This is a genomic window from Streptomyces sp. NPDC046805 (genome assembly GCF_040645355.1).
Classification (GTDB): domain Bacteria; phylum Actinomycetota; class Actinomycetes; order Streptomycetales; family Streptomycetaceae; genus Streptomyces.
The window spans coordinates 207,609-234,064 of the sequence record NZ_JBEYYC010000006.1 but is presented as its reverse complement, the minus strand read 5'-3'; the positions used below and the strand labels follow the sequence as shown (position 1 = coordinate 234,064).

General features: G+C 70.8%; 23 protein-coding genes. 11 read left to right on the top strand and 12 right to left on the bottom strand.

Annotated features, from left to right (window positions below):
- Window positions 1–48: 48 nt before the first annotated feature.
- From ABZ910_RS09815 to ABZ910_RS09800, 4 genes are all read left to right on the top strand, one after another.
- Entirely contained in the window at window positions 49–1,620 is a 1,572-nt protein-coding gene (locus ABZ910_RS09815; RefSeq protein WP_361361410.1) for a hypothetical protein, read from the top strand.
- Window positions 1,617–3,554 carry a glycogen debranching N-terminal domain-containing protein gene (locus tag ABZ910_RS09810; RefSeq protein WP_361361408.1) on the top strand — a complete coding sequence of 646 codons (1,938 nt, stop codon included), beginning with the start codon at window positions 1,617–1,619 and terminating at the stop codon, window positions 3,552–3,554. Before ABZ910_RS09815 ends, ABZ910_RS09810 begins: the two co-directional genes overlap by 4 nt.
- A gap of 147 nt (window positions 3,555–3,701) precedes the next feature.
- Window positions 3,702–6,092, top strand: a complete 2,391-nt coding sequence (locus ABZ910_RS09805; RefSeq protein WP_361361406.1) for an excinuclease ABC subunit UvrA — start codon at window positions 3,702–3,704, stop codon at window positions 6,090–6,092.
- Window positions 6,093–6,613: 521 nt separating this feature from the next.
- Window positions 6,614–8,182, top strand: a complete 1,569-nt coding sequence (locus tag ABZ910_RS09800) for a CDP-alcohol phosphatidyltransferase (RefSeq protein ID WP_361361440.1) — start codon at window positions 6,614–6,616, stop codon at window positions 8,180–8,182.
- A gap of 2 nt (window positions 8,183–8,184) precedes the next feature.
- Here ABZ910_RS09800 and dusB read toward each other — a convergent pair whose 3' ends face one another.
- On the bottom strand, window positions 8,185–9,327 hold the full coding sequence (gene dusB / locus ABZ910_RS09795; RefSeq protein WP_361361404.1) for a tRNA dihydrouridine synthase DusB: 1,143 nt from the start codon (window positions 9,325–9,327) through the stop codon (window positions 8,185–8,187).
- Between the two features lie 80 nt (window positions 9,328–9,407).
- On the opposite strand from dusB, the gene ABZ910_RS09790 reads away from it, so the two are divergent.
- Entirely contained in the window at window positions 9,408–10,853 is a 1,446-nt protein-coding gene (locus tag ABZ910_RS09790; RefSeq protein ID WP_361361402.1) for an MFS transporter, read from the top strand.
- 124 nt (window positions 10,854–10,977) lie between these two features.
- A complete protein-coding gene (locus ABZ910_RS09785; RefSeq protein WP_361361400.1) occupies window positions 10,978–11,193 on the top strand; it encodes a hypothetical protein in 216 nt (71 codons plus the stop codon).
- A gap of 105 nt (window positions 11,194–11,298) precedes the next feature.
- Here ABZ910_RS09785 and ABZ910_RS09780 read toward each other — a convergent pair whose 3' ends face one another.
- The gene (locus ABZ910_RS09780; RefSeq protein WP_361361398.1) at window positions 11,299–12,681 is read right to left on the bottom strand and encodes a glycine--tRNA ligase; all 1,383 of its coding nucleotides are present in this window, start codon (window positions 12,679–12,681) and stop codon (window positions 11,299–11,301) included.
- 183 nt (window positions 12,682–12,864) lie between these two features.
- Here ABZ910_RS09780 and ABZ910_RS09775 point away from each other — a divergent pair, with 183 nt between their 5' ends.
- The 4 genes from ABZ910_RS09775 to ABZ910_RS09760 all read left to right on the top strand — a co-directional run bounded on the left by ABZ910_RS09775 (window position 12,865) and on the right by ABZ910_RS09760 (window position 16,059).
- Window positions 12,865–13,833, top strand: coding sequence for a metal ABC transporter substrate-binding protein (locus tag ABZ910_RS09775; RefSeq protein ID WP_361361396.1), 969 nt, complete (start codon window positions 12,865–12,867; stop codon window positions 13,831–13,833).
- 17 nt (window positions 13,834–13,850) lie between these two features.
- Window positions 13,851–14,663: a metal ABC transporter ATP-binding protein gene (locus ABZ910_RS09770; RefSeq protein ID WP_361361394.1), complete on the top strand. Its 813-nt coding sequence runs from the start codon at window positions 13,851–13,853 to the stop codon at window positions 14,661–14,663.
- Window positions 14,663–15,565, top strand: a complete 903-nt coding sequence (locus ABZ910_RS09765) for a metal ABC transporter permease (protein ID WP_361361392.1) — start codon at window positions 14,663–14,665, stop codon at window positions 15,563–15,565. Before ABZ910_RS09770 ends, ABZ910_RS09765 begins: the two co-directional genes overlap by 1 nt.
- 74 nt (window positions 15,566–15,639) lie before the next feature.
- Complete coding sequence (locus tag ABZ910_RS09760) at window positions 15,640–16,059, top strand: transcriptional repressor (protein WP_361361390.1); 420 nt, start codon at window positions 15,640–15,642, stop codon at window positions 16,057–16,059.
- Between the two features lie 7 nt (window positions 16,060–16,066).
- Here the strand turns inward: ABZ910_RS09760 and ABZ910_RS09755 are convergent, their stop codons facing one another.
- The 10 genes from ABZ910_RS09755 to ABZ910_RS09710 all read right to left on the bottom strand — a co-directional run bounded on the left by ABZ910_RS09755 (window position 16,067) and on the right by ABZ910_RS09710 (window position 25,663).
- Complete coding sequence (locus tag ABZ910_RS09755; RefSeq protein ID WP_361361388.1) at window positions 16,067–16,606, bottom strand: hypothetical protein; 540 nt, start codon at window positions 16,604–16,606, stop codon at window positions 16,067–16,069.
- A gap of 67 nt (window positions 16,607–16,673) precedes the next feature.
- On the bottom strand, window positions 16,674–17,519 hold the full coding sequence (locus ABZ910_RS09750) for an isoprenyl transferase (RefSeq protein WP_361361386.1): 846 nt from the start codon (window positions 17,517–17,519) through the stop codon (window positions 16,674–16,676).
- Window positions 17,520–17,558: 39 nt separating this feature from the next.
- Window positions 17,559–18,308 (bottom strand): DNA repair protein RecO, encoded by a 750-nt coding sequence (recO, locus tag ABZ910_RS09745; RefSeq protein WP_361361384.1) that lies wholly within the window; start codon window positions 18,306–18,308, stop codon window positions 17,559–17,561.
- Between the two features lie 41 nt (window positions 18,309–18,349).
- Window positions 18,350–19,009, bottom strand: a complete 660-nt coding sequence (locus ABZ910_RS09740; protein WP_361361382.1) for a DUF1266 domain-containing protein — start codon at window positions 19,007–19,009, stop codon at window positions 18,350–18,352.
- Between the two features lie 37 nt (window positions 19,010–19,046).
- A complete protein-coding gene (locus ABZ910_RS09735) occupies window positions 19,047–20,033 on the bottom strand; it encodes a hypothetical protein (protein ID WP_361361380.1) in 987 nt (328 codons plus the stop codon).
- Between the two features lie 49 nt (window positions 20,034–20,082).
- A complete protein-coding gene (locus ABZ910_RS09730) occupies window positions 20,083–21,072 on the bottom strand; it encodes an SCO2521 family protein (RefSeq protein WP_361361378.1) in 990 nt (329 codons plus the stop codon).
- Between the two features lies 1 nt (window position 21,073).
- Entirely contained in the window at window positions 21,074–22,057 is a 984-nt protein-coding gene (locus tag ABZ910_RS09725) for an SCO2522 family protein (RefSeq protein WP_361361376.1), read from the bottom strand.
- On the bottom strand, window positions 22,054–22,971 hold the full coding sequence (locus ABZ910_RS09720; protein WP_361361374.1) for an SCO2523 family variant P-loop protein: 918 nt from the start codon (window positions 22,969–22,971) through the stop codon (window positions 22,054–22,056). The genes ABZ910_RS09725 and ABZ910_RS09720 overlap by 4 nt, the downstream gene beginning before the upstream one ends.
- A gap of 3 nt (window positions 22,972–22,974) precedes the next feature.
- Window positions 22,975–24,813 carry an SCO2524 family protein gene (locus tag ABZ910_RS09715; protein ID WP_361361372.1) on the bottom strand — a complete coding sequence of 613 codons (1,839 nt, stop codon included), beginning with the start codon at window positions 24,811–24,813 and terminating at the stop codon, window positions 22,975–22,977.
- Between the two features lie 58 nt (window positions 24,814–24,871).
- The gene (locus ABZ910_RS09710; RefSeq protein WP_361361370.1) at window positions 24,872–25,663 is read right to left on the bottom strand and encodes an SCO2525 family SAM-dependent methyltransferase; all 792 of its coding nucleotides are present in this window, start codon (window positions 25,661–25,663) and stop codon (window positions 24,872–24,874) included.
- 217 nt (window positions 25,664–25,880) lie between these two features.
- Between ABZ910_RS09710 and ABZ910_RS09705 the strand changes: the two genes are divergently transcribed.
- Complete coding sequence (locus ABZ910_RS09705) at window positions 25,881–26,396, top strand: GNAT family N-acetyltransferase (protein ID WP_361361368.1); 516 nt, start codon at window positions 25,881–25,883, stop codon at window positions 26,394–26,396.
- Window positions 26,397–26,456 lie beyond the last annotated feature (60 nt).

Genomic DNA, 26,456 nt, shown 5'->3' with positions numbered 1-26,456 from the left:
GTGCTCGTCACCGCGCCGGTCGACCGAGACGTCTTGGGGGAGCCCCGAGTGGATCGCAGGGCCCAGCTCACAGCCCGCCCCGCCGAGCAGGCGGTCGCATGCGATCCGCTGTCCTCGACGGATGCACCGTTATCGGCTGCATCGGCTGACTCCCCCCACGCCAGAGCGGCCCGGGTCCTGGAGGACAACTGGACGGGCACCTCCACGGTCCCCTCGCGCAGCCTGTATCCGCACCAGTGGTCCTGGGACTCCGCGTTCATCGCGATCGGGCTGCGCCATGTGTCGCCGCTGCGGGCCCAGACCGAGCTGGAGACACTGCTGGCCGCGCAGTGGGCCGACGGGCGCGTGCCGCACATCGTCTTCAACCCCTCCGTCCCCCACGACGCCTACTTCCCGAGCCCCGACTTCTGGCGCTCGTCGAGCGCGGGGCGCGCGGCGGGCGCCCCGCGCACCGTACAGACCTCGGGCATCGTGCAGCCACCGGTGCACGCGCTCGCGGCCTGGCTGGTGCACCGCGCCGACCCCGAACTGTCGTGGGCGCGCGGCTTCCTGGCCGGTGCCTACCCGCGGCTCGCCGCCTGGCACCGCTATCTGCTGCACCGGCGCGACCTGGGCGGCGGGGGGCTGGCGTCCGTCGTCCACCCCTGGGAACAGGGCATGGACAACAGCCCTTGCTGGGACGCCCCGTTGTCCCGCGTCACCCCGGCGCCGACCCGCTCCTTCCGCCGTGCCGACCTCGATCACGGCGCACCCGAGGACCGGCCGACGGATCTGGACTACGGGCGGTACGTGCGGCTTGCGGCCGACTACCGGGACCGTGAATACACCGACGGGGAAGACAAAGGGGTGGCCCGCAGGGCCTCGGTTGAGGGTGGTGGTGGGAGACGGGTGGGCGAGTTCGCCGTCGAGGATCCCGCCTTCAACGCCCTGCTCATCGCCTCCGAGCACGCCCTGGCACGCATCGCCCGCGAGCTGGGCGCGACCGGCACCGCCCGCCACGCGCGCGCGGAGCGGCTGACGGTGGCGCTGGTGGAGCGGCTGTGGGATCCGGCGGAGGGGATGTTCTTCTGCCGGGACGTACTCAACCGGGATGTCGGCAGCCGCAGTCACCGGAATGTGCGAAGCGCCGGCCTGATCCCCGAGCGCGGCGTCTCCGGTCTGATCCCCCTCCTCCTTCCCGGGCTGCCTCGGCACATCGTCACGTCCCTGGTGCGGACGGCGTGCGGGCCGCACTTCGGGCTCGGGGGCGCCACGCGGCTGGTGCCCAGCTACGACCTCCTCGGCGAGGCCTTCGACCCGCACCGCTACTGGCGCGGCCCGGCCTGGTTCAACACCTGCTGGCTGCTGGAGCGCGGGCTGCGGCTGCACGGTGAGCGCCGGCGGGCCGACGCGCTGCGGGAGGCGATCGTGCACACCGCCGACGCCTCCGGATTCGCGGAGTACGTCGACCCGTTCACCGGCGAGGCGTGCGGCGCGACCGGCTTCGGCTGGACCGCCGCCCTCGCGCTCGACCTGCTGCACGATCCCGGGCACGGCGTGTCCCGCACGGGCACCGACGCGTTCGACAGAAGTGACTTCAGTGACGTCGACAGAAGTGACAAGGGAGGGAGCCGGGGATGACGGACCGGCATCATCTGCTCGTGCACGGCACGACGTTCGCCGCCGTGGACGACCGCGGCGACATCAGCGGCGTCCGGGGAAACAGCTCCCCGGACGGGTTGTTCGTACGCGACGCCCGGCACCTCAGCCGCTGGCAGCTCACGGTCGACGGGGCGGTACCCGAGGTGCTCACCCCGGTCGCGGACGGGGACGCCATGCGCTGCGTGCTCGTGCCGCGCGGCGGCCGGCAGGAGCCTCCCGCGTACACCCTCCTGCGAGAACAGGCCGTCGGCGACTGCTCGTTCGTCGAGTCGCTGCGGGTGACCGGCAACCGTCCGGTGCCGACCACCGTGCGCCTGGCGATCACCGCCGACGCCGACTTCACCGACCAGTTCGAGCTGCGCTCCGATCACCGCACCTACGCCAAGACCGGCGTCGTACGCTCGCGCCATCTCCTCGACGACGGCGTGGAGTTCACCTACCGGCGCGGCGAATGGCACTCCTGTACGGCCATCACCGCCGACCCCGCCCCGGACGGCGTGGAGGAGACCGGCACCGGGGCCCGCCGCCTGGTGTGGACCCTGGACCTCGCACCGCACGGCACGACGGAGCTGGTGCTGCGCGTGGTGGGCCGCCCGCACGGCGAGCGGCGCGCCCTGCGCGTCCCGCGCTCCCCCGCCGCCGTGAACGAACAACTCCGCGCGCTGGAGGGCGAGTTCGTGGCGGGCGTGGCCTTCCCGACGGGCTGGCCCGAGCTGGCGGCGGTCTGTGCCCGCGGGCTGGCCGACCTCGCCGCGCTCCAGGTCCCGGCGACCGGTCCGGACGGCGAGGAACTGCGCGTACCGGCGGCCGGCGCCCCCTGGTTCCTCACCCTCCTCGGCCGGGACGCCCTGCTCACCTCGCTCTTCGCCCTGCCCTACCGCCCCCGGCTGGCCGCCGCCACGCTCCCGGCGCTGGCCGCCACGCAGGCGACAAGGACCGGTGACTCCTCGGTCGCCCAGCCCGGCAAGATCGTGCACGAGGTACGGCACGGCGAGCTGGCGCACTTCGGGCAGGTGCCGTACGGGCGCTACTACGGGTCGGTGGACGCCACCCCGCTGTTCCTCATCGTCCTCGGCGCCTACGTCGAGCGGACCGGCGACGAGGCCATGGCCCGCCGCCTGGAGCCGTACGCCCGTGCGGCGATCGGCTGGATGCTGGACCACGGCGGACTGACCTCGCGCGGCTACCTCGTCTACCGCGCCGACGAAGGCGGCCTCGCCAACCAGAACTGGAAGGACTCCCCCGGCGCCATCTGCTCGGCCGACGGCACCCGCGCGAGCGGCCCGGTGATGGCGGCGGGGGCCCAGGGCTACGCGTACGACGCGCTGCGCCGCACGGCGTGGGTCGCGCGCACGGTGTGGAAGGACGCGACCTACGCGGCCCTGCTGGAGCAGGCTGCCGCCGACCTCCGCGAGCGCTTCCAGCGGGACTTCTGGATGCCGGAGCACTCCTTCCCGGCGCTCGCCCTGGACGGCCGGGGCCGCCGGCTCGACGCGCTCGCCTCGGACGCGGGGCATCTGCTGTGGTCGGGGCTGCTGGACAAGGAGTACGGCGAGCTGGTCGGCCGGCGTCTCCTCGAACCGGACTTCTTCTCGGGCTGGGGCGTGCGCACCCTCGCCTCCGGCCAGCCGGCGTACCACCCGCTCTCGTACCACCGGGGGTCGGTCTGGCCGCACGACAACGCGCTGATCGCCCTCGGCCTGGCCCGCTACGGCCTGCACGACGAGGCCCGCACGGTCGCCCACGCCCTGGTCGACGCGGCCATCGCCACCGGCCACCGCCTCCCCGAGGTGCTCGCGGGCTACGGCCGCGACGCCTACGCGGAGCCGGTGCCCTACCCGCACGCGTGCGTACGGGAGTCCCGCTCGGCGGCGGCTCCGCTGGCCCTGCTCACGGCGGTGGGCGGCGCCTGACACGGCTCGGCGATCAAAGGCCGCTCAGGACGATCGGCAGACGATCAGGAATCGAGAAGCGCCGGGCACCGCCGCTCGCCTACCGTGGCCGAGGCGAAGAGGGCCAAAAGAGCGGGACGCACGCCGCGCAGAGCAGATGGGGACACGATGAGCATGGCCACGAGGACGGACGCACAGTCGCCCGTACCGCACCTTGCCGACAGCCACGATCTGATCCGCGTGCACGGCGCCCGTGAGAACAACCTCAAGGACGTGAGCGTCGAGATCCCCAAGCGCAGGCTGACGGTGTTCACCGGAGTCTCCGGCTCGGGCAAGAGCTCGCTGGTGTTCGACACCATCGCCTCCGAGTCGCAGCGGCTGATCAACGAGACGTACAGCGCCTTCCTGCAGGGCTTCATGCCGACGCTGGCCCGGCCCGAGGTGGACGTTCTCGACGGGCTGACGACCGTGATCAGCGTCGACCAGCAGCGGATGGGCGGCGACCCCCGCTCCACGGTCGGCACCGCCACCGACGTCAACGCGATGCTGCGCATCCTCTTCAGCCGGCTCGGGCAGCCGCACATCGGCTCGCCCAAGGCGTTCTCCTTCAACATCGCCTCGATCAGCGGGGCGGGCGCGGTCACCCTGGAGCGCGGCGGACGGACCGTGAAGGAGCGGCGCGACTTCAGCATCACCGGCGGTATGTGTCCGCGCTGCGAGGGCAGGGGCTCGGTCACCGACATCGACCTCACCCACCTCTACGACGACTCCAAGTCGCTCGCCGAGGGTGCGCTCACCGTCCCCGGGTACAAGGCGGGCGGCTGGAACTACCGGCTCTACAGCGAGTCGGGCCTCGTCGACGCGAACAAGCCGATCCGCGAGTACACCGAGCGGGAGCGACACGACTTCCTCCATCGCGAGCCGACCCGGATGAAGATCGCGGGCATCAACATGACGTACGAGGGCCTGATCCCGCGCGTCCAGAAGTCGATGCTCTCCAAGGACAAGGAGGCGATGCAGCCGCACATCCGTGAGTTCGTGGAGCGCGCGGTCACCTTCACCACCTGTCCCGCATGCGACGGCACCCGGCTCACCGAGGGGGCGCGGTCGTCGAAGATCGCGGGGATCAGCATCGCCGACGCGTGCGCGATGCAGATCAGCGACCTGGCGGCCTGGGTCCGCGGCCTCGACGAGCCGTCGGTCGCGCCGCTGCTGACCACGCTGCAGCACACGCTCGACTCGTTCGTGGAGATCGGGCTGGGCTACCTCTCACTCGACCGGCCCTCGGGCACGCTCTCCGGCGGCGAGGCCCAGCGCGTCAAGATGATCCGCCACCTGGGCTCGTCGCTCACCGATGTCACGTACGTCTTCGACGAGCCCACCACGGGCCTGCACCCGCACGACATCCAGCGGATGAACGGCCTGCTGCTGCGCCTGCGGGACAAGGGCAACACGGTGCTCGTGGTGGAGCACAAGCCGGAGGTCATCGCGATCGCCGACCATGTCGTCGACCTCGGCCCCGGCGCCGGTACGGCGGGCGGCACCGTCTGCTTCGAGGGCACCGTCGAGGGGCTGCGGGCCGGGGACACCATCACGGGCCGCCATCTCGACGACCGGGCCGCCGTCAAGGAGACGGTGCGCAAGCCCACCGGGCACCTTCCGATCCGCGGCGCGACGGCGCACAACCTGCGGGGCGTCGACGTCGACGTCCCGCTCGGGCTGCTCTGCGTGGTCACCGGCGTGGCGGGCTCCGGCAAGAGTTCGCTCGTGCACGGGTCGATCCCGGCCGGCGCGGGCGTGGTGTCGGTCGACCAGGGCGCGATCCGCGGCTCCCGGCGCAGCAACCCGGCGACGTACACCGGACTGCTCGACCCGATCCGCAAGGCGTTCGCCAAGGCGGGCGGCGTGAAGCCGGCACTGTTCAGCGCCAACTCCGAGGGCGCCTGCCCCACCTGCAACGGCGCCGGCGTCATCTACACCGACCTGGCCATGATGGCCGGCGTCGCCACGACCTGCGAGGACTGCGAGGGGAAGCGGTTCCAGGCGTCGGTGCTCGAATACCACCTCGGCGGCAGGGACATCAGCGAGGTGCTCGCAATGTCGGTGACCGAGGCCGAGGAGTTCTTCGGCGCCGGCGAGGCACGAACCCCCGCCGCGCACCGGGTCCTTCAGCGGCTGGCCGACGTCGGGCTCGGCTACCTCACCCTCGGCCAGCCGCTCACCACGCTGTCCGGCGGCGAGCGGCAGCGGCTCAAGCTGGCCACGCACATGGCCGAGAAGGGCGGCGTGTACGTCCTCGACGAGCCGACCGCCGGCCTTCACCTCGCCGACGTCGAGCAACTGCTGGGTCTGCTGGACCGGTTGGTCGACTCCGGCAAGTCCGTGATCGTGGTCGAGCACCATCAGGCGGTCATGGCCCACGCCGACTGGATCATCGACCTCGGCCCCGGCGCCGGCCACGACGGCGGCCGTGTCGTCTTCGAGGGCACCCCCGCCGACCTCGTCACCGCCCGCTCCACGCTCACGGGCGAGCACCTCGCGGCGTACGTGGGCGGCTGACCCTCGCGGGCCACCCGTCCGAACCGCCTTCCCGGAGCGTCGACGACGCATTTGCCGGGTGTTTGCCGTCGCCCCTGAACAGGCGCCGGAGGTGAGCCGTACGGGAGGATGGCGGGCCTGCCTCCCCAGCATGTGGCCCGCCGCCACCTGTCACGGCCTCGCACGGAAGGACCCCCGGGTTGTCTCAGCACACGAGCACGCGCCGGCCACCGAGTACGGCCGGGGAGACCGAGGGCGAGGCCCTGCCGCCCCAACGGGGCGCATCGGTCGCGGAGATCGAGACGGCCGAGGCGGTCGGGGGCGGCGATTCGATCACGGAGGTCGGCACCCGCCCCCGGTCCTTCCTGTCCGGGTTGTCCGGGCTCCGTATCCGGTCCGGGCTCCGCATCCTGTCCGGGCTGCGCATCCCGTCCGGCCGCCGCTTCCGGCAACGCCGGCGGAGCCGTCACCCTCGCGCCGCTCAGGTCCTCTCCCTCGCGACCACCGTGCTGTCCGCCGTCCTCGTCTACATCTGTCTACTGATGCCGAACACCGTCGACGGACTGAAGCTCGTCGCGTTCGTGCGGCTTCCGGCCGAGGCGATCATGGGTGCCGTGGTGCTGGTCAGTCTGCCGCGCAGGCCTCGGTTGGTGGTGTCGGCGCTGGCCGGTGCGCTGCTGGGTGCGGTCACCGTGGTGAACCTGTTCGACATGGGGTTCCACGAGTACCTGGGCCGGGGCTTCAACGTCATCCTGGACTGGTCGCTGCTCGGCGACGCCCGCGCGTACCTCGATGACACCTTCGGCGCGACCGCCGAGCTCGGCATCACGGCCGGCGCGGTGCTCCTGATCGTCCTGCTGATCGGCTTCGTGGCCCTGGCCACCGTGCGGCTCGCCGAGCTGCTGGCCAGGTACCGTACCCGGGCCTCCCGCGGGGCGCTGATCATCGGCACCGTCTGGATCACCTGCACCGCGCTCGGCCTGCAGCTCGCCGGGACGCCGATCGCCTCGGAGCACACGGCCGCCGTCGTGAAGAGCCAGGCGCGGTCGGTGCGCAGCACGCTGCGGGACGAGGCGGCGTTCGGGCGGACGGCGCGGGCCGACGCCTTCGGGAACACACCGGGCTCGCAGCTCGTGCCCGACCTGCGGGGCAAGGACATGGTCTTCACGTTCATCGAGAGCTACGGCCGCAGCGCGATCGAGGACCCGATCGAGGCGCCCGGCGTCGACCGGACCCTGGACGCGCGCACCAAGGCGCTGGCCAAGGCGGGTTACCACGCGAAGAGCGGCTGGCTGACGTCGGCGACGTACGGCGGCAGCAGCTGGCTCGGCCACTCCACCACCCTGTCGGGCCTGTGGATCAGCAACCAGCAGCGCTACCGCACCGTCATGGCCAGCGACCACCTCAGCCTCACCAAGGCCTTCCGCAAGACCGGCGCCTGGGACACGGTCGGTGTCATGCCGGGGGTGCAGAAGGGCTGGCCGGAACAGAAGTACTACGGCCTCGGCAAGGTCTACAACGCCTTCCAACTGGGCTACAAGGGGCCGAAGTTCAGCTGGTCGACGATGCCCGACCAGTACGCCCTGGAGCAGTTCCAGAAGCGGGTGCACGGCAGGAAGCGCGCCGACGGCAAGCAGCTGATGTCGGAGGTCATCCTGACCTCCAGCCACCAGCCGTGGGCGCCGATCCCGAGGATGGTCGGCTGGGACCGGCTGGGCGACGGCTCGGTGTTCAAGGGCATCGAGGCGGCGGGCAACAAGCCGGCCGACATCATCGCGGACACCACCAGGTCCCGGCAGGAGTACGGCAAGTCGATCCAGTACTCGGTGACCGCGCTGACCCAGTGGCTGGAGCGCTACGGCAACGACAACACCGTGCTCGTCTTCCTCGGCGACCACCAGCCGATCGCCCGGGTCAGCGGCAACCACGCCAGCCGTGACGTGCCGATCTCGATCGTCGCCAAGGACCCGAAGGTCCTGGACCGCATCGCCGGCTGGCACTGGACGGACGGCCTGCGCCCCGCGCACAACGCGCCGGTGTGGAGGATGAGTTCCTTCCGCGACCGCTTCCTGACGGCGTACGGCTCGACGCCGCGCCCGAAGAAGGGCTGAGCTCAGCCGCCGGAGGTGTCGAGCTCGGCCTCCTCGCCGACGCCCGCGCAGTCGTACGGATCCTTCAGCCAGCCGTCCGGCAGCACCACGCGGTTGTTGCCGGACGTACGGCCGCGGGGGCCGTCCGCGCCGTCGGGCCACGCCTGGTCGAGGTTCAACTCATCGAGGCCGGACCGCAGTTCCTCCAGCGAGGACGTGATCGCGAGGCGCTTGCGCATCTCGGAGCCGACCGCGAAGCCCTTCAGGTACCAGGCCACGTGCTTGCGGAAGTCGATGACGCCCTTGGACTCGTCGCCGATCCACTCGCCGAGCAGGGTGGCGTGCCGGACCATGGCGTCGGCCACCTCGCGCAGCCCCGGCCGCGCGAGGTCCTGCGTACGGCCCTCGAAGGCGGCGACCAGGTCCTGGAACAGCCACGGCCGACCCAGGCAGCCGCGGCCGACGACCACGCCGTCGCAGCCGGTCTCGCGCACCATGCGCAGCGCGTCCTCGGCGGACCAGATGTCGCCGTTGCCCAGGACCGGGATCTCCGGCACGTGCTCCTTGAGGCGCGCGATGGCCTCCCAGTCCGCGGTGCCGCCGTAGTGCTGGGCGGTCGTACGGCCGTGCAGCGCGATGGCGGTCACGCCCTCCTCGACGGCGATGCGCCCGGCGTCGAGGAAGGTGATGTGGTCGTCGTCGATGCCCTTGCGCATCTTCATCGTGACCGGGAGGTCCCCGGCGCCGGTGACGGCCTCGCGCAGGATCGCCCGCAGCAGGTTCCGCTTGTACGGCAGGGCGGAGCCGCCGCCCTTCCTCGTCACCTTCGGGACCGGGCAGCCGAAGTTCAGGTCGATGTGGTCGGCCAGGTCCTCCTCCGCGATCATGCGGACGGCCTTGCCGACGGTCGCCGGGTCGACGCCGTACAGCTGGATCGAGCGCGGCTTCTCGGTCGCGTCGAAGTGGATCAGCTGCATGGTCTTCTCGTTGCGCTCGACCAGCGCCCGGGTCGTGATCATCTCGCTCACGAACAGGCCCTTGCCGCCACTGAACTCCCGGCACAGGGTGCGGAAGGGCGCGTTGGTGATACCGGCCATGGGGGCCAGCACGACGGGCGGCTGGACGGTGTGCGGGCCGATCTGCAAGGGGGATACGGGCGTGGGCATCCACCCATTGTCGCGTATCGACGGGGAATCCGAGACAGTAATTAGTTAGCCGCACTATCGACATCGGTTACCATGGATCCATGCCCGAGTTGAGTCACCGCCGACGCCTGCTCGTGCTCGCGATCTGCTGCTCCAGCCTGCTCATCGTGAGCCTCGACAACACGGCCCTGAACGTCGCGCTGCCCTCACTGCAACGCGAGCTGCACGCCTCGACCTCCGGTCTGCAGTGGACGATCGACGCCTACACGCTGGTGCTGGCCTCGCTGCTGATGCTCGCGGGCTCGACAGCCGACCGGATCGGCCGCAAGAAGGTCTTCATGACGGGCCTGGCGACGTTCACCGCCGGTTCCCTGCTGTGCTCGCTCGCGCCGAACCTTCAGCTGCTGATCGTCTTCCGCATGGTCCAGGCGGTCGGCGGCTCGATGCTCAACCCGGTCGCCATGTCGATCATCACCAACACCTTCACCGACGTCCGCGAACGGGCGCGGGCGATCGGCATGTGGGGTGCCGTGATCGGCATATCCATGGCGGCGGGTCCGCTGGTCGGTGGGCTGCTGGTGGAGTCGGTGGGCTGGCGCGCGATCTTCTGGGTCAACCTCCCCGTCGGCCTCGCGGCCCTGCTCCTCACCCTGCGCTTCGTCCCCGAGTCCCGCGCCCCCCGGGCCCGCCGCCCCGACCCGGTCGGCCAGGTGCTGGTGGTCGCCCTGTTCGGCTCACTGACGTACGCGATCATCGAGGCGCCGGAGGCGGGCGCGGGCACGGTGCTTCCCTTCGCCGCGCTGGCCGCCGCCGCCCTGCTGGGCCTGCTCTGGTACGAGCCGCGCCGGGACGAGCCCCTCATCGACCTGCGCTTCTTCCGCTCGGTGCCGTTCGGCGGGGCCACGGTGATCGCGGTCAGCGCGTTCGCGGCCCTGGGCGGCTTCCTGTTCCTGTCGACGCTCTACCTGCAGAACGTGCGCGGGCTCGACGCCCTGCACGCGGGCCTGTGGATGCTGCCGATGGCCGTGCCGACGTTCCTGTGCGCGCCGCTGTCCGGTCGGCTCGTGGGCGCCCGGGGGGCGCGTCTGCCGCTGCTCGTCGCGGGGTCCGCGATGACCGCGAGCGGGGTGCTGTTCGCCGCGTTCGAGGCGGAGACGTCGAACGTCATGCTCTTCGCCGGGTACGCCCTGTTCGGCATCGGCTTCGGTTTCGTGAACGCGCCGATCACCAACACGGCGGTGTCGGGGATGCCGCGGGCACAGGCCGGGGTGGCCGCGGGCGTCGCCTCCACCAGCAGGCAGCTCGGCCAGACCCTCGGCGTCGCGGTGATCGGCGCCGTCCTGGCCTCCGGCGTGGGCGCGTCCTCGTACCGCGAGGTATTCGTGTCAGCGGCCCGCCCCGGGTGGTGGATCATCGTGGTCTGCGGTCTCGCGGTGCTCACCCTGGGCGCGCTCACCAGCGGCCGCTGGGCCCGCCGTACGGCCGAACTCACCGCTCAGCGACTGGAGTCCCCCGAGGTCCGCGAAGCGGCGAGCGTCTCGGCCTGAGCCTCCCCGGCCTCCGGGGAGCCCGACTCATCGCGCGAGATCCCCTGTTGATATTGGTCTTGCTGCACACTCCTGGCTGCTGGAGGTGTACCGGTTCCACAGGACGTGAACGCTGGAGGCGTTAATGCCGCAGATCGACTCGAGCAAGGTGAGCCGCTGGGACGGGCACGGGCGGGAGCACGTGGTCCGGGTCCGGCGCACGGGCGTGCAGCGCACGATCAGATGTGACACGTGCGGCTGGCAGAAGGGGGCGCAGTTCCTTCCGTGGCTGAAGGCCCAGGAGCACCTCGCCGAAGCGCATCAGGCGACGGTGGATCCGACGGAGTCGAGCGGGATATAGGCCGAAGCGCCGAGCTGGGTACGACAAAGCCCACCCTCCACCGACCGGTTCGGTGGAGGGTGGGCGGCGTCGCGGTGCCGGGGCGGAGCCCCGGCGGTCACCGGCTCAGGCGCCGATCAGGCGGCTGGCCAGGTAGCCCTCGATCTGGTCGAGGGAGACGCGCTCCTGCTTCATCGTGTCGCGCTCGCGCACGGTCACCGCGTTGTCCTCGAGCGTGTCGAAGTCGACGGTGACGCAGAACGGCGTGCCGATCTCGTCCTGGCGGCGGTAGCGGCGGCCGATGGCGCCGGCGTCGTCGAACTCGATGTTCCAGTTCTGACGCAGCGCCTGGGCGAGGCCCTTGGCCTTCGGGGACAGCTCCGGGTTGCGGGACAGCGGCAGGACCGCGACCTTCACCGGGGCGAGGCGGTGGTCGAGGCGCAGCACCGTGCGCTTCTCCATCTTGCCCTTGGCGTTCGGGGCCTCGTCCTCGACGTAGGCGTCGAGCAGGAACGCCAGCATCGTGCGGCCGACACCGGCGGCCGGCTCGATGACGTACGGCGTCCAGCGCTCGCCGGCCTCCTGGTCGAAGTAGGAGAGGTCCTGGCCGGAGGCCTTGGCGTGGGCACCGAGGTCGTAGTCGGTGCGGTTGGCGACGCCCTCCAGCTCACCCCACTCGCTGCCGCCGAACTGGAAGCGGTACTCGATGTCGGCGGTGCGCTTGGAGTAGTGGCTGAGCTTCTCCTTCGGGTGGTCGTACCACCGCATGTTCTCCTCGCGCAGACCCAGGCCGGTGTACCAGTTCCAGCGCTGCTGCATCCAGTACTCCTGCCACTTCTCGTCCTCGCCCGGCTTGACGAAGAACTCCATCTCCATCTGCTCGAACTCGCGGGTGCGGAAGATGAAGTTGCCGGGCGTGATCTCGTTGCGGAAGGACTTGCCCATCTGGGCGATACCGAACGGAGGCTTGCGGCGCGAGGTGGTCTGCACCTGGGCGAAGTTGGTGAAGATGCCCTGGGCGGTCTCGGGGCGCAGGTAGGCGACGGAGCCGCTGTCCTGCGTCGGGCCGAGGTGGGTGGAGAGCAGACCCGAGAACTGCTTGGGCTCGGTGAACGTGCCCTTGTTGCCGCAGTTCGGGCAGTTGAGGTCCGCCAGGCCGTTGGCCGGGGCGTGCCCCTTCTTCTCCTCGTACGCCTCTTCCAGGTGGTCCGCGCGGAACCGCTTGTGGCAGGCGGTGCACTCGGTGAGGGGGTCCGTGAAGGTGGCGACGTGGCCGGAGGCGACCCAGACCTCGGGCGCCAGGATCACGGACGAGTCGATACCGACCACGTCCTCGCGCGACGTCACCATGTAGCGCCACCACTGGCGCTTGATGTTCTCCTTGAGCTCGACACCCAGCGGTCCGTAGTCCCAGGCGGCACGCTGGCCGCCGTAGATCTCACTGCAGGGGAATACGAAGCCACGGCGCTTGCTCAGGCTGACGATGGTGTCGATCTTGTCGGCGGCCACGGTGCTCTCTTCATTACGACGACGGGCGACGAAGCGAGATGCTTCCAGCGAATGCTTCAGGTTACCGGCGCAGCCTCCCCCACAACCAAATCGGTATCCGTTAAGGGATCTCTCACGTCGTTTGTAGGGGGCCCTCACGAGGCTTGTTGACAACGGTTTCCATGTTTGTTGAAAATGACTCTCATGAACATAGGACGACGTCTCCTCCCCGCGGTCGCCGCGAGCGCGGCAGCGGCCCTCGGCATGGCGGCCTTGACCGCCTGCTCCGGCGGCGGCGCGGCAGCGGGCAACACGAGCAAATTCGACGTCGTCGCGTCGTTCTACCCCATGGCCTTCCTCGCCGAGCGGATCGGCGGGGACCACGTCCACGTCACCAGTCTCACCCGGCCCGGCCAGGAACCGCACGATCTGGAGATCAGCGCCCGGCAGACGGCGCAACTCGAGGACTCCGACGCGGTGCTCTACCTCAAGGGCCTCCAGCCCGCCGTCGACGACGCGGTCGCCCAGTCCCCGATCAGGACCAAGATCGACGCCGCCTCCCTCACCACCCTGGAGCGGCACGGCACCGAGGTCGGCGGGCACGCGGCCGCCCACGACACCCGCCAGGGCGACGAGGCCGGCGCGACCGGCGGTGACGACCCTCACATCTGGCTCGACCCGGTGCGCTACGCCCAGGTCGCCGAGGGCGTCGGCAAGGCCTTCGAGAAGGCGGACCCGAAGCACGCGGCCGACTACCGGAGGAACACGGCGGCCCTGGTCGGGAGGCTCGACGAGCTCGACAGCCGGTTCAGGACCGGTCTGGCCCACCCGAGGACCAGGGTCTTCGTCACCACGCACGCCGCCTTCGGCTACCTCGCCGAGCGCTACGGCCTCACCGAGGAGGCCGTGAGCGGCCTCGACCCCGAGTCGGAGCCCAGCGGGGCGCGGGTCAGGGGCCTGGAGACCATGGCCAGGGCCGACGGCGTCTCCACCGTGTTCTACGAGACGCTCGTCAGCGACAAGACCGCGAAGACCATCGCCCAGGACGCCCACCTGAGGACCGACGTCCTCGACCCCATCGAGGGCATCACGGACAGGTCCCGCGGCAGGGACTACCTCTCGGTCCAGGAAGCGAACCTCAAGGCCCTGCAGACGGCCCTGGGCACCAAGTGATCACCACGGAGGGCACCATGGACGGCAGGGACGGCAGGGACGGCAGGGACGGCAGGGACGACGCGAACGAGCCCGTCATCGCGATGCGCGGCGTCCGCGCCGAGCTGGGCTCGCGGCCCGTCCTGCGCGGCATCGACCTCACCGTGCACCGCGGCGAGGTCGTCGCCCTGCTCGGCGCGAACGGCTCCGGCAAGTCGACGGCCGTCCGCAGCGTCATCGGCCAGGTGCCGGTCAGCGGCGGCGAGATCGAGCTGTTCGGCACCCCGCGCCGTACGTTCCGCGACTGGGCGCGCGTCGGATACGTGCCGCAGCGCACCACGGCCGCGGGCGGCGTCCCGACGACGGTCACCGAGGTCGTCTCCTCGGGCCGCCTCGCGCGCGCCCGCTTCGGCTTCTTCCGCAAGGCCGACCACGAGGCCGTACACCGGGCCCTGGAGCAGGTCGGCATGGCGGACCGCGCGAAGGACTCCGTGAACGCCCTCTCCGGCGGCCAGCACCAGCGGGTGCTCATCGCCCGCGCCCTGGCCGCCGAGCCCGAGCTGCTGATCATGGACGAGCCGATGGCGGGCGTCGACCTGGCCAGCCAGGAGGTGCTCGCGCACACGCTCCGCGCTCAGGTAGCGGCCGGCACGACCGTGCTGCTGGTCCTGCACGAACTGGGCCCCCTGGAGCCCCTGATCGACCGGGCGGTCGTCCTGCGTGACGGCTGCGTCGTGCACGACGGGCCGCCGCCGCGCGCGGTGGGGCAGCACGCCCTGCCGGGCCACGACCACGTACACCCGCACGACGCCGCGGGCGCCGAGCCGATCCGCACGGGACTGCTGAGCTGATGGACCTCCTGAACTACGCCTTCATGCAGCGGGCGCTGCTCGCCGCCGTGCTGGTCGGCATCACCGCGCCCGCCATCGGCATCTACCTCGTGCAGCGCCGCCAGCCCCTCATGGGCGACGGCATCGGCCACATCGCCATGACCGGCGTCGGCCTCGGATTCCTGCTGAACGCCTCGCCGGTGTGGATGGCCACGGCCGTCTCCGCGCTCGGCTCGGTCCTCATGGAGCTGATCCGCTGGTACGGCAGGACGCGCGGCGACATCGCCCTCGCGATGCTCTTCTACGGCGGCATGGCCGGCGGGCTCATGTTCGTCAACTTCGCCCCGGGCGGCTCCACCGCCAACCTGTACTCGTATCTGTTCGGCTCGCTGTCGACGGTGTCGCCGTCGGACGTGACCGCCATCTCCGTGCTCGCGGCCTTCGTGGCCCTGGTCACGCTGGGGCTGCGCCGCCAGCTGTTCGCGGTCAGCCAGGACGAGGAGTTCGCCCGGGTGACCGGTCTGCCCGTGCGCGCCCTGAACCTGCTCACGGCGGTCACCGCGGCGGTCACGGTCACCGTCGCGATGCGGGTGGTGGGCCTGATCCTGGTCTCCGCCCTGATGGTGGTGCCGGTCGCGGCCGCCCAGCAGCTCACCCGCAGCTTCGCGGCGACCTTCGCGATCTCCGTCGCGATCGGCGTGGCCGCGACGCTCGGCGGCACCGTCACGTCGTACTACCAGGACGTGCCGCCGGGCGCGACGATCGTGCTGCTGACCATCGCCGCGTTCCTGGCGCTGACCGCGCTGGCCGCGCCGCTGGCCCGCCGCAGGGCCCGCGCGGCCGCGGCGGCACACCCCGCGGGCGATCCGGCGGAGTGCTCGATTCCCGCCACCCGGGCGGCCGCCGACGAGGTCGGAGCCTGACTGGGAGCGGCCTGGACTGGCACAATGGCCCGGCAGACGCAGACGTGGCCGCGCGCCACGGAAGGAGGCAACCGGTGACCACCGCTGGACCGCCCGTGAAGGGTCGTGCGACCCGCCAGCGCGCAGCCGTGGCGGCGGCCCTGGACGAGGTCGACGAGTTCCGCAGCGCGCAGGAACTGCACGACATGCTCAAGCACAAGGGCGACTCGGTCGGGCTCACCACCGTCTACCGCACCCTGCAGTCCCTCGCCGACGCCGGCGAGGTCGACGTCCTGCGCACCTCCGACGGCGAGTCGGTCTACCGCCGGTGCTCCACCGGCGAACACCACCACCACCTCGTCTGCCGCACCTGCGGCAAGGCGGTCGAGGTCGAGGGCCCGGCGGTGGAGAAGTGGGCCGAGGCGATCGCGACGGAGCACGGCTATGTGAACGTCGCGCACACGGTGGAGATCTTCGGTACGTGTGCGGAGTGCGCCAAGTCCTCCGGCTGTTGAACGGGGTTCAGGCGCGGGCCAGGTGCCGGTCGAGCAGGGCCCGCAGCCGCTCCACGTCCGCGGGCGTGCGCGCACCGCGCTTGACCAGCACTATCGCGCAGTTGGCAGCCCGGTGGGGGCCACGCAGCACGAACACCCGCTTGGTCTCGACGTAGTGGCCGTAGCTGCCCCACGCCGAGCGCGCGTCGGCGTGGGCTCCGGTGATCCGCACACCCTCGTCGTCGACGGTCGCCGTCAGCCGGCCCTGGTGCTCGTTGCTCTTCAGCGACTGGCGGGCCGACAGATCCGGGATGTAGAAGAGCATCAGGGCCGGCCACACCGTGAGCATCACGCCCAGCAGCGGGCTTTCGCCCCGGGACAGGTCCAGCGCCAGCGTCGCCAGCCCCACTACGCCGACGGCGACGAGGAGGGCCGGACGGAAGATCCACCCGGCTCCGCCCCGCTTGCGCAGGATCACCTTGACGGCGTCCGTCATGTCCGCCTTCTCGTACGCGTACTCCAGCACGACAGCGGACTCCCGCACCTCGGCGGTCTGTTCTGCGGTCACGGCCCCTCCCCGGTCCTTCGGTGACGAGCCGTGATCGTAGCGGCAGGGCCGGACAGGCGACCGGCGGTTACGCCTCGTCGCCCCGCATCGCCTGCTCCATCGCCAGCAGTTCCTCGTTCGGGATCGCGCCGCCGAACCGGCGGTCGCGGGAGGCGAATTCGAGGCAGGCGCGCCACAGGTCGCGCCGGTCGAAGTCGGGCCACAGGACGTCCTGGAAGACCATCTCGGCGTAAGCGCTCTGCCAGATCAGGTAGTTGGAGGTGCGCTGCTCGCCGCTCGGGCGCAGGAACATGTCCACGTCCGGCATGTCCGGGAAGTACATGTACTTCTGCAGGGTCTTCTCGTTGACCTTCGACGGGTCGAGCCGGCCCGCCTTCACGTCCTCGGCCAGGGCCTGCGCGGCGTCGGCGATCTCGGCGCGGCCGCCGTAGTTCATGCAGAAGTACAGCGTGAGCCTGTCGTTGCCCTTGGTCTGCTCCTGGGCGATCTGGAGCTCCTTGGCGACCGACTTCCACAGCTTGGGCATCCGGCCCACCCAGCGCACCCGGATGCCGAGCTCGTCGAGCTGGTCGCGGGTCTTGCGGATGAAGTCCCGGTTGAAGTTCATCAGGAAGCGCACCTCGTCGGGCGACCGCTTCCAGTTCTCGGTGGAGAAGGCGTACAGCGAGATGCTGCCGACGCCGACCTCGATGGCGCCCTGGAGCACGTCCAGGACCTGCTCGGCGCCGACCTTGTGACCCTCCGTGCGCGGCAGGCCGCGGTCCTTGGCCCAGCGACCGTTGCCGTCCATGACGATGGCCACGTGGTTCGGGACGAGCTCGCCGGGGAGCTTCGGCGCGCGGGCGCCGGACGGGTGGGGCTCCGGCGTCTTGTGCTCGCGGCGCTGGCGGCCCAGGATCCCGCGTACGACCATGTGCTTCTCGTCTCCTCAGTGGTGCTTACAACTGTGGTGCTACGAATTTTCGACGTACCGAAGTGAGCGCAGCCCGCGCTCCAGATGCCAGTGCAGGTAGGCGGACACCAGCCCGCTGCCCTCCCGGACGTACCGCGGCTCGCACGCGTCCGCGGTCTCCCAGTCTCCCGTAAGCAGCGCGCCGAGCAGCTCCAGGGTCCGCGGGGAGGGTACGACACTGCCGGGCACCCGGCAGTCGACGCAGACGGAGCCGCCGGAGGCGACCGAGAAGAACCGGTTCGGGCCGGACATTCCGCACCGTGCGCAGTCGCCGAAGCTCGGGGCGTAGCCGTTGACGGCGAGCGAGCGCAGCAGGAACGCGTCCAGGACGAGATGCGGGGCGTGCTCGCCGCGGGCGAGGGTGCGCAGGGCGCCGACGAGCAGCAGGTACTGCTGTACGGAGGGCTCGCCCTCGTGGTCGGTGAACCGCTCGGCGGTCTCCAGCATGGCCGTCCCGGCGGTGTACCGGGCGTAGTCGGTCACGATCCCGCCGCCGTACGCGGCGATGGTCTCGCTCTGCGTGAACAGCGGCAGCCCGCGCCCCACCAGCTCGCTTCCCCGGGCGAAGAACTGCACGTCGACGTGGGAGAAGGGTTCGAGGCGGGCCCCGAACTTGGACTTGGTCCGCCGTACCCCGCGCGCCACGGCCCGTACGCGTCCGTGACCGCGCGTGAGCATCGTGATGATCCGGTCCGCCTCACCCAGCTTCTGGGTGCGCAGCACGATGCCGTCGTCGCGGAACAGAGTCATGGATCCATTCTCACGTAGTTCTCGCGTGCTCCGGCACCCGGTCAGCGCACCCGGTCGGAACGGGATCGCGCCCGATCGGGACGGTATATGGCATCCCAGGAGACCTGGTTCCAGGGGCTGGCCCGGGTCGCCGGGTCGAGCAGGGAGCGCAGGTGCGCCTCGGCGGTGGCCTGCGGGGCGGGGAGGCCTGCGGCGTCGTCGCGCGGCCCCTTGAGGGCGTCGCGCCACACCTTCCTGCCCAGCAGGTAGTGATCGGCGTACTCCTGCCAGGAGGCGTACGTGCCCGCGACCGCCGGGACGATGTTCTTCAGCGCGGTCCAGGCGTCGGCCTCGGTGATCAGGCCGGCGGCGAAGCCGCGGCGGGCGAGGTCGACGTACAGGGCGGCGTCCCAGGCCAGCGGCGCGACGCCGAGCACCTGCTGCGCCTTCGCCCGGTAGCCGGTCCGTGCCAGCCCGTCGAGCCGGCGGGCCAGCGCCTCGCGCGAGGTGATCTGCCACTGGTCGGCCAGCCGGCGCCGGGCGTTCTCGTCGTCGATCCGGTCGAACGGATACAGGGTGGTCCGCGAGGCGCTCGCGTCCTGACCGACGGGCGCGCCGAGCGAGATCATCCACAACTGGTGCGCGGTGAGCGGCACGGGGTACCGGCGGGCGGCCTTCGGCCGTATCCGTCTTCGCCACGACGACAAGCTCCAGAAACTCATGCGGCCGCACCCTACGTCACGGCCCGCCCTGGGTGTCTCACTGACCGTTCGGATCGGACGGGTTGCCCACCAGCCCGGCGGCCGGCGGATAGCCGTTGGCGCTGACGTTCCACAGCTCGTTGAAGCGCTTCATCTTGTCCTGGACGTCGGCCGGGTGGAAGTCCACCCGCGTCCGGTAGTTCACGTTCACCTGGTCCGCGCCGATCTCGTACGACACCGCCGCGTCGAAGATGATGAAGTCGAGCATGTTGCCGCGCCGGGTGAACTGCTGCGGCAGGTGCGGCAGAGCCACGACGCGCACCTCGATGCCAAGGCTCTGCTGCTCGTCGCAGAGCTGGTCCAGGATGCCGATCTCGTCGGGGTTGCGCACGATGAACAGCCGCCGCACCCTGACCCCGCGCTCCTGGATCGCCTCGCGCTGCGCGTCCAGATAGCGTGCCGCGGGCTCGCTGCTCCAGAAGGCCCGGTCGACGGACGAGGTGCTGATGGCGTCGATCGACGTCTTGGCGCTGTGGGCGAGGGCCAGGATCCAGTCGTCGTTCTCGCCCGGGGACTCGGCGCTCAGGGTGGTCAGGTGGTCCATGTGCGTGGCGAGGCGGTCGATCTCCCGGCGCGCGAAGTCGTGCAGGATCTCGGGTCCGACGGAGAGGACCTTGGTGGCGTTCTCGGCCAGCCGGGGCACGCCGTCGCCGCGTAATTCCTCGACCCTGTTGAAGAGTTTGGTCGCCTGCCCGATGTCGACGAAGCGCTGCTCCACCACGGCCCTCAGCTCGCCCAGCTGATGCGCGAAAGTGATCATGAACTGGACGATCAGGATCGCGCCGCCGAAGAGCACCGCCGTGACGACCCGCCACTCGTCGTCCTGCCGCGGGGAGAGCACGTTGGTCAGCACATAGGCCGCGCCTCCTGTCACCACGGTGATCAGGAGCTTCTGCACCAGTGGCCGCGCGCCGTCCTCCTCCCTGTCCCAGGCGTCCGGGGTCCGTACCGCGCCCTGGCTGCGTATCGGCTTTCGTTCATTCATCTCTCTTTCTCCCCCCGTCGGGATGGTGCGGGCGTCGTTCTCCGTGTCGTCAGGACGCTGCCAGCGGCTGCGGCTCGTGCCGCCGCGCCACCGCTGCCCGCAGCGCCAGTTGATCGCGGATGCGCTGGACCAGGGTCTGCCACTGCCGGCTGAACCCGGGGTCCTGTTCGAGGACGTCCCAGAGGGCGCCCAGCCTCCCGTCCACCCGCGCCTTCGGCATCCACAGATGCAGCAGGTGGTGGACGAGCGGGCCCAGTCTGCGCAGGGCGGCCGCGTCCTCGGCCGAGCCGAGCGGGACGCCGTCCAGCTTGTCCACGACCGTCGTCAGCAGCCAGTCGTGCAGGGCGAGGTCCTCGCAGAGCCCGGCCACGACGGCGGGCGGGACACCGCCCGGCAGCCGCAACTCGACCAGGCGCAGCCCGTGTTCGGCGATCGTGAACGACTCCAGGGACGCCTCCTCGCCGTCCGCCGCGGGCAGCGCGGACCAGCGCAGGCTGGTGCCGGCGGACGTGAGGGGGACGTCGTAGTCGAGGAGCCGATGGCGTGAGATCCGGGCGAGGAGGCCCTCCGCGATCGACCCGATGTCCAGATCGTCGGGCGCGTCGTCCCTCAGATGCTGGGTGAGGAACCCCTGCGCCACGGAGCGTGCGTCGATCCTGCCGACGGGGACGAGGACGCCGGGGCGCACCAGGTAGTACCCCCACGGCCGGCGCCGGTCGGGCCCCGTCGCCGGTGCGGCGAAGTACGCCGTCGCCTGGAGCATCCGCCCCTCGGTGAGGGACGCCCGCGCGGCCACCGTGCCGACCACATGGGCCCGGGCCCGGTTGGCGGTGGGCAGGTGGCAGTCGACTCCGGTGAGGACGTCGGGCGAGACGGCGTACGGATTGGGGCGCTGGGAGATCCGCACGCGCTCGTCGTCGCGCAGCCGCAGCAGCCGCTCGGCGTCGCGCCCGCTCACCGCGTCGCGGGTGGGCAGCAGGCAGGTGCGCACCTCGCCGCAGGCGAGCACGGGCCCTGTCGTCTCCCCCGGGACGCTCATGTCACAGCCCCGGCGGAAACACGTAGGACGTGCGGTCCACGACGCCCGCGGGGACGGTGACCCGCTCGCCGCGGGCGCGCTGGGCGACCTGGTGCAGCGCCGCTTCGTCCACATGGGTCTGTTCGAGGACGATCCGCACGGCGTGCTCGACCGGCAGGAACCGGGTCGGCAGCACGCTGCAGGTGTAGTACGCGCTGAAGGGCGCCGCGCCCGGGTCGAGCCGGACGAGGTGCGGCAGGTCGTCCCAGTCCGCGGGGAAGGCGGAGGCGTCCCAGGGGACCGGGGTGAGGACGGCCCTGCCGTTGTCGCGGAGCAGGCCGAGCCGGGCGAGCTGCCATACGGCGGCCAGGAAGGCGCACGACCAGGTGCGCCGTTCGCCGCGCTCGTCCCACAGTTCGACGTCGACGAAGATGGAGTGGCCGCGCGCGAGGGTCTCACTGGGCGGCTGCCAGGCCCCGCCGGAGTTCAGCGCGGCGGAGGTCCGCAGGCCCGGGGCGCGGCGCCCGTTGGTGAGCCAGCCGGTCCGGCTCAGCGGCGGGCGGAATCCCTTGCTGCCGGGCGGCGGGGACTCGACCAGCCGGCCGAAGACCGAGTCGGCGAGCCCGCCGCCGTCCGGCGCGGCGGGGTCCGTGGCCGCGCAGCCGGACTCCCGGGCCAGGTAGTCGATCCTCAGGCCCGCGTCCTCGGCCGCCTTCAGCAGGGGCGGGACGAGTTCGGCGGGCGTGGCGAGGCGGCTGAAGTAGTCGTCGATCAGGAAGCAGGTGCTGATCCGGGGCCGCTTGCCGTCGGGGAGGCCGGGGACGCCCGCGCGCGCGGCGTCCAGCCAGGGTCGTACGGCGGCGAAGTGCGCGCGCAGCCGGTCGGGGCCCTCCGCGAAGTCCTCCATGTACAGGTGGCCGAGTTCCAGGGAGAGATGGGAGTACGGCACGGCCTCCGTGCGCGGCTGGGCGCTGGTCTCCCGGAAGACGGCTCCCGCGGTGCTCACAGCGCCCCCCAGTACTTGTCGTCGGCCAGTTTGTCCGCGAGGTCCCCCATCGCCTGCCAGGTCTCGATGTTGGCGATACGGCTGTCGAGGACGTCCTGGTCGGTGATGAGCTGCTCCCGCAACTGCAGGACCGGTTCCAGCGGTACGGACCCCAGGACCCGGCTGCGGCCGATGCCCAGGTCGGCCGCGATGCTCTCCAGCCGCTTGTTGTACTGGCGCATCCAGGCGGACTGGGCGGGCGGCAGCTGCGACCACAGCGGCGAGTCGAGGGCGGGTACGGCGGCCCGGACGAAGCGGATGGCGCCCGTGAGCGTGTCTCGGTCGTGCCCCATCTCCACGCCCGCGCTGACGATGCCCTGCTTGCCCGTGACGAGTTCGGCGGCGGCCATGACGTGCTGCCTGGTCCAGCGGTGGTAGATCAGCCAGCGGGTCTTGAGGCGCCGCAGCGCGCCCCGCGCGGTGGCCGCGAGCGCCAGGTCCATGGCATAGCTGCGTCCGGCGCTGAGGTCGACCACGATCACGTCGAACTCGCGCTTCAGCTGGAGGATGAGGTCCACGCAGCGGTGGAGGTTCTCCGCGTCCGTGACGAACTCGCCGCCGCTGCGGTCGCCGGGCAGCAGCACCAGCCGTCCCGAGCGGTCCGGCCTGTCGCGCAGGACGAAGTGCTCGGTACGGGCCCAGATGTCGACGCGCAGCGGCTCGCTCCGGTCGCCCTTGAGGTGCGAGTGCAGGCCACGCCCCTCGGCCTCCTTCAGGACGTCCGGTATATCGAAGACGGCGGGCGCGGTGGGCGAGCCGAAGTCGAAGTCCAGGTAGCAGACGTCGTCACCGAGGAGGGCGCGCCGGTAGGCCAGGTTGGCGCTGGTGACCGAGCGGCCGGTGCCTCCCTTGTCGGAGGCGGCGAACACGAGCACGGGTCACACCCCCGCCCCGGTGTCCCGGGCCCGGGCCAGGGTGTCGAGCCGGGCCAGCACGCCCAGCGCCAGCGCGCAGGAGGTGCCCGGTTCGGTGTCGAGGAGGTGCCGCGCGCGCTTGAGGTCGGCCTCGACGCCCTTGAGCGTCTCCGCTTCCCGGCTCTGCGGGGAGGGGGCTGGTTCCATCTGTTCCTTGCCGAGGAGGTGGGTCGACTCGCTGAGCAGGGCCCGGGCGAGCGTGGTCAGGTCGGCGCTGCGGATCGGCGGCTGCTTGTGGAGGTAGGACGCGGCGACCATGCACTCGGCGACGCGTTCCGTCATGTTCCAGGACAGCGGTCCGCTGCGCTCCTGCGAACTCGGATACGCGGCGTGCACGTTGTCCCACAGGCCGGCGCCGTCGCCGTCGATGCGGCGCCGTCTCCACAGATGGCCGAGGATCTCCTCGGCGAGCCGGAGCAGTCGGTCGTAGGAGTCGAGGTTGCGGGAGAGCGTGCACAACTGGATGGTGCGCTTGAGCAGTTGGGCGGAGAAGTCCGTCATCGACCACTGCATGGCCGGGCCGATGTGGTCGCTGCCCAGCAGGGGCAGGGCGACACCGGGGTTGTGCAGGAGGACGGCCGGGTCGTCGTCGGTCATGCGGCTGGTGATGCGGCCGCGTTCGGCGAGGCGTTCCACGATGTCGACGGTGCGGGCGAGGTCGTCGTCGGTGGCCTGGCGGCGTACCAGGTCGTGGACGAGGATCGAGGCGACGCAGAGGGAGAAGTACTCGGACTCCAGGCGCTGGCCGGTGGTCCGCCAGGGGATGTCCTCCAGGGGCCAGCGGCCCTCCCCGAAGCGGGCGATCTCCGACCAGTACTGCTGGGTGATCTCCCAGCGCAGCCGCAACGCCTCGGCCAGGCGCTGCTGTTCGGGGTTGAGCAGGCCGAGGGTCAGCGTGCGGCGGGAGAACAGGTCCTGGATGCCGTCGAGGGCCACGACGGTGAAGTAGAGGTAGGGGACGGAGGCGGCGGCGCCCTCGGGCTGGACGCCGATCCCCGCGCTGGTCTCCACCTCGGGCGCGTCCTTGACGAGGCTCCAGGCCCAGCCGCACTCGAAGAGCCGGTTCTCGTTCTGGAGCTGCGTCTCGATCTCGACGCCGAGGGTGAAGCTCTCGATGATGACGGCGCGCAGGGCCCTGAAGCGCTCCTGGAACCGCTGGACGACCACCCGCTCGGACTGCCGCCCCTGGCCGAGGAGGCCGCAGAGGGCCTGCCCCTGGGGGGACTCGGCCTCGAAGGCGTTGATGGTGAAGGACCGCAGCAGGTTCACCATGGCGGCGGTGAGCCGTTGGCTGGTCGAGTCCCAGAGTTCCTGGATGAGTTCCTGGGTGTCGGTGCGGATGGTTTTCGTCCGGTAGACCTTCAGAAAGCCGAGGGTGGCGAGGCAGAGCGTCACGGACATCGAGAAGCTGTCGACGACGCCGAGTTCCCGCTGTTCCTTGGTGAGTTCCTGCTCCGGGTCCTCGGCAAGGAAGTAGTAGCCGCCGGCGAAAGTGGGCCCCAGGTCGCCGCCGTGGTGCTTCCCCATGAATTCGCCGAGGATGCTCACCAGGTTCGCGGGAATCTCGGTGGCGTCCCCCGCCTCCTTCAGGACGCGCTCCACGTCCTCCTGGGTGGTGTCGGGATTGTCCAACCGGAATTCGGGGATCTCGGTGGCGGGGTAGAGGAGGCAGAGCAGCCGTTCGGCGTCGGCGACGCTGCTGCGGCCTCCCCATTCACCCCAGTCCCACTGGCCCCCGCTGAAGGAATGACCGGCGATCGCCTGCCACACATCCAACAATTGGATTCGCGGTTTGATCTGCATTCCCCATGCCCCTCACACAGGTACCCGCCACCACTTCGACGGGAATCCGGATCCGCAGTCAGTCGTTCCGGTGGCCGCAGGCCAGAATCATTCCCGTGTAGCCCTCCCGCACGAGCCCCCCGGGCTCACCGATATGGACGGGATCGACGTCACCTGCGTATTCCTTGAGCAGATTGCGCACTTCCTGCTCGCCGACGTCCCGCGCCGGGAATTCATGCCGGCCCACGGCATATCCCAGGGAATGCTCCATGAATGCGGCGGCGAAAGGCGCGCCCGGCTCCAGTGCGTCCATGAAGCGGCGGACGCCGTGCCGGAACTCCTCGAGGGACGTGGTGATCGACTCGGCGACGAAGAACATCGTCCCCATGGACCAGCGCTCCACCGTGCCGTCCGGGCCCTCGACACCGAGGTCGAACAGGTTGCCCGGCCTGACCTCGACGGCCTCCCGGAAGCGCGCTCTGGGGTCCTCGCCGAACCTGGCGTACTCGTCGTCCTCGCTCAGGACGTTCCAGAACTGGTCCCAGTTGCCGTCGTAGCCGTCGCGCTGGCTCTCGAGGTAGGCCACATTCCGCGACGAACGCTCCAGCAGCGTGATGCTGTCGCACCAGGGGAGCATGGTGAACGCCGGGTAGAGGTTGGGTCCCGCACCCACGTCAATACCGGAACGGACGCGGCCGGAATGCCGCCGGAAATGATCACTGAAGTGGTTGCGCACGGCCGAGATGATCTCTTTGTCATCTCGGTGCAGCACGAGATAATTGTGCCTGATGTACTCCTTGGGGTCGAAGTCGACATCCCAGTCAACATCATTGTTGAGTTTTTGCGCACCACTTGGCGGTCCTGAGGTCATTGGCTCAATGTAGCGCACCACGGCCCTTCCCGACCCCACGCGTCCGGCCCGGTTACGCCGAAGAGCGGGCGGCTTGTTCTCGCTCTTGAGCGACCCGATTTCACCGGGTGATGATGGGAAAGCTTGTGCCGATCACGGACGCCGGGCGGCGGTATATCTGTCGATATAGTTATCACACGGCTGGCGCGCATCATCGAATTAACAAAAAGGGGAATACATGGCTCCTCTTCCCGGAGATCGTTTTCCGTCGCCCGCCGGATCACTGCGGAGCCTCACCGGTGAGGGCAGCCCTCCTTGGATCAGAGCGGTCACCGAGGACGATCTGCCCGCACTCCTCCGCCTCGACACCGAGGCGTTCCCCTCGGAGCCGTACCCCTACTTCGTGCTCCGGCAGTTCCTCGACGTGTACGGGGACCACATGCTGGTGCTGGACGACGGCACGACACTGCGCGGCTACGTGGTCGCCACGTCTCCCCACGCCGCGGGCAGCTGGATACTCAGCCTCGTCGTCACGCCCGGCCTGCGCGGGCGGGGCCTGGGTCGCCGGCTGATGCGGGAGATACTGCACCGGCTGCACGCGGAGTCCGTCACCTCCGTACGGCTCACCGTGGAGCCCGGCAACGACACGGCCGTCGTCCTCTACCGATCGCTGGGCTTCACCCCCGAAGGAGAGCCCCGCAAGGACTACTTCGGCCCGGGCCAGTCCCGTCTGGTGATGCGGCTCGCGATGTGAGAACGGTTCTCGGAGCGGGGGAGGCCGGGCAGACCTCAGCCCGGCGAACCGCCTTACGCG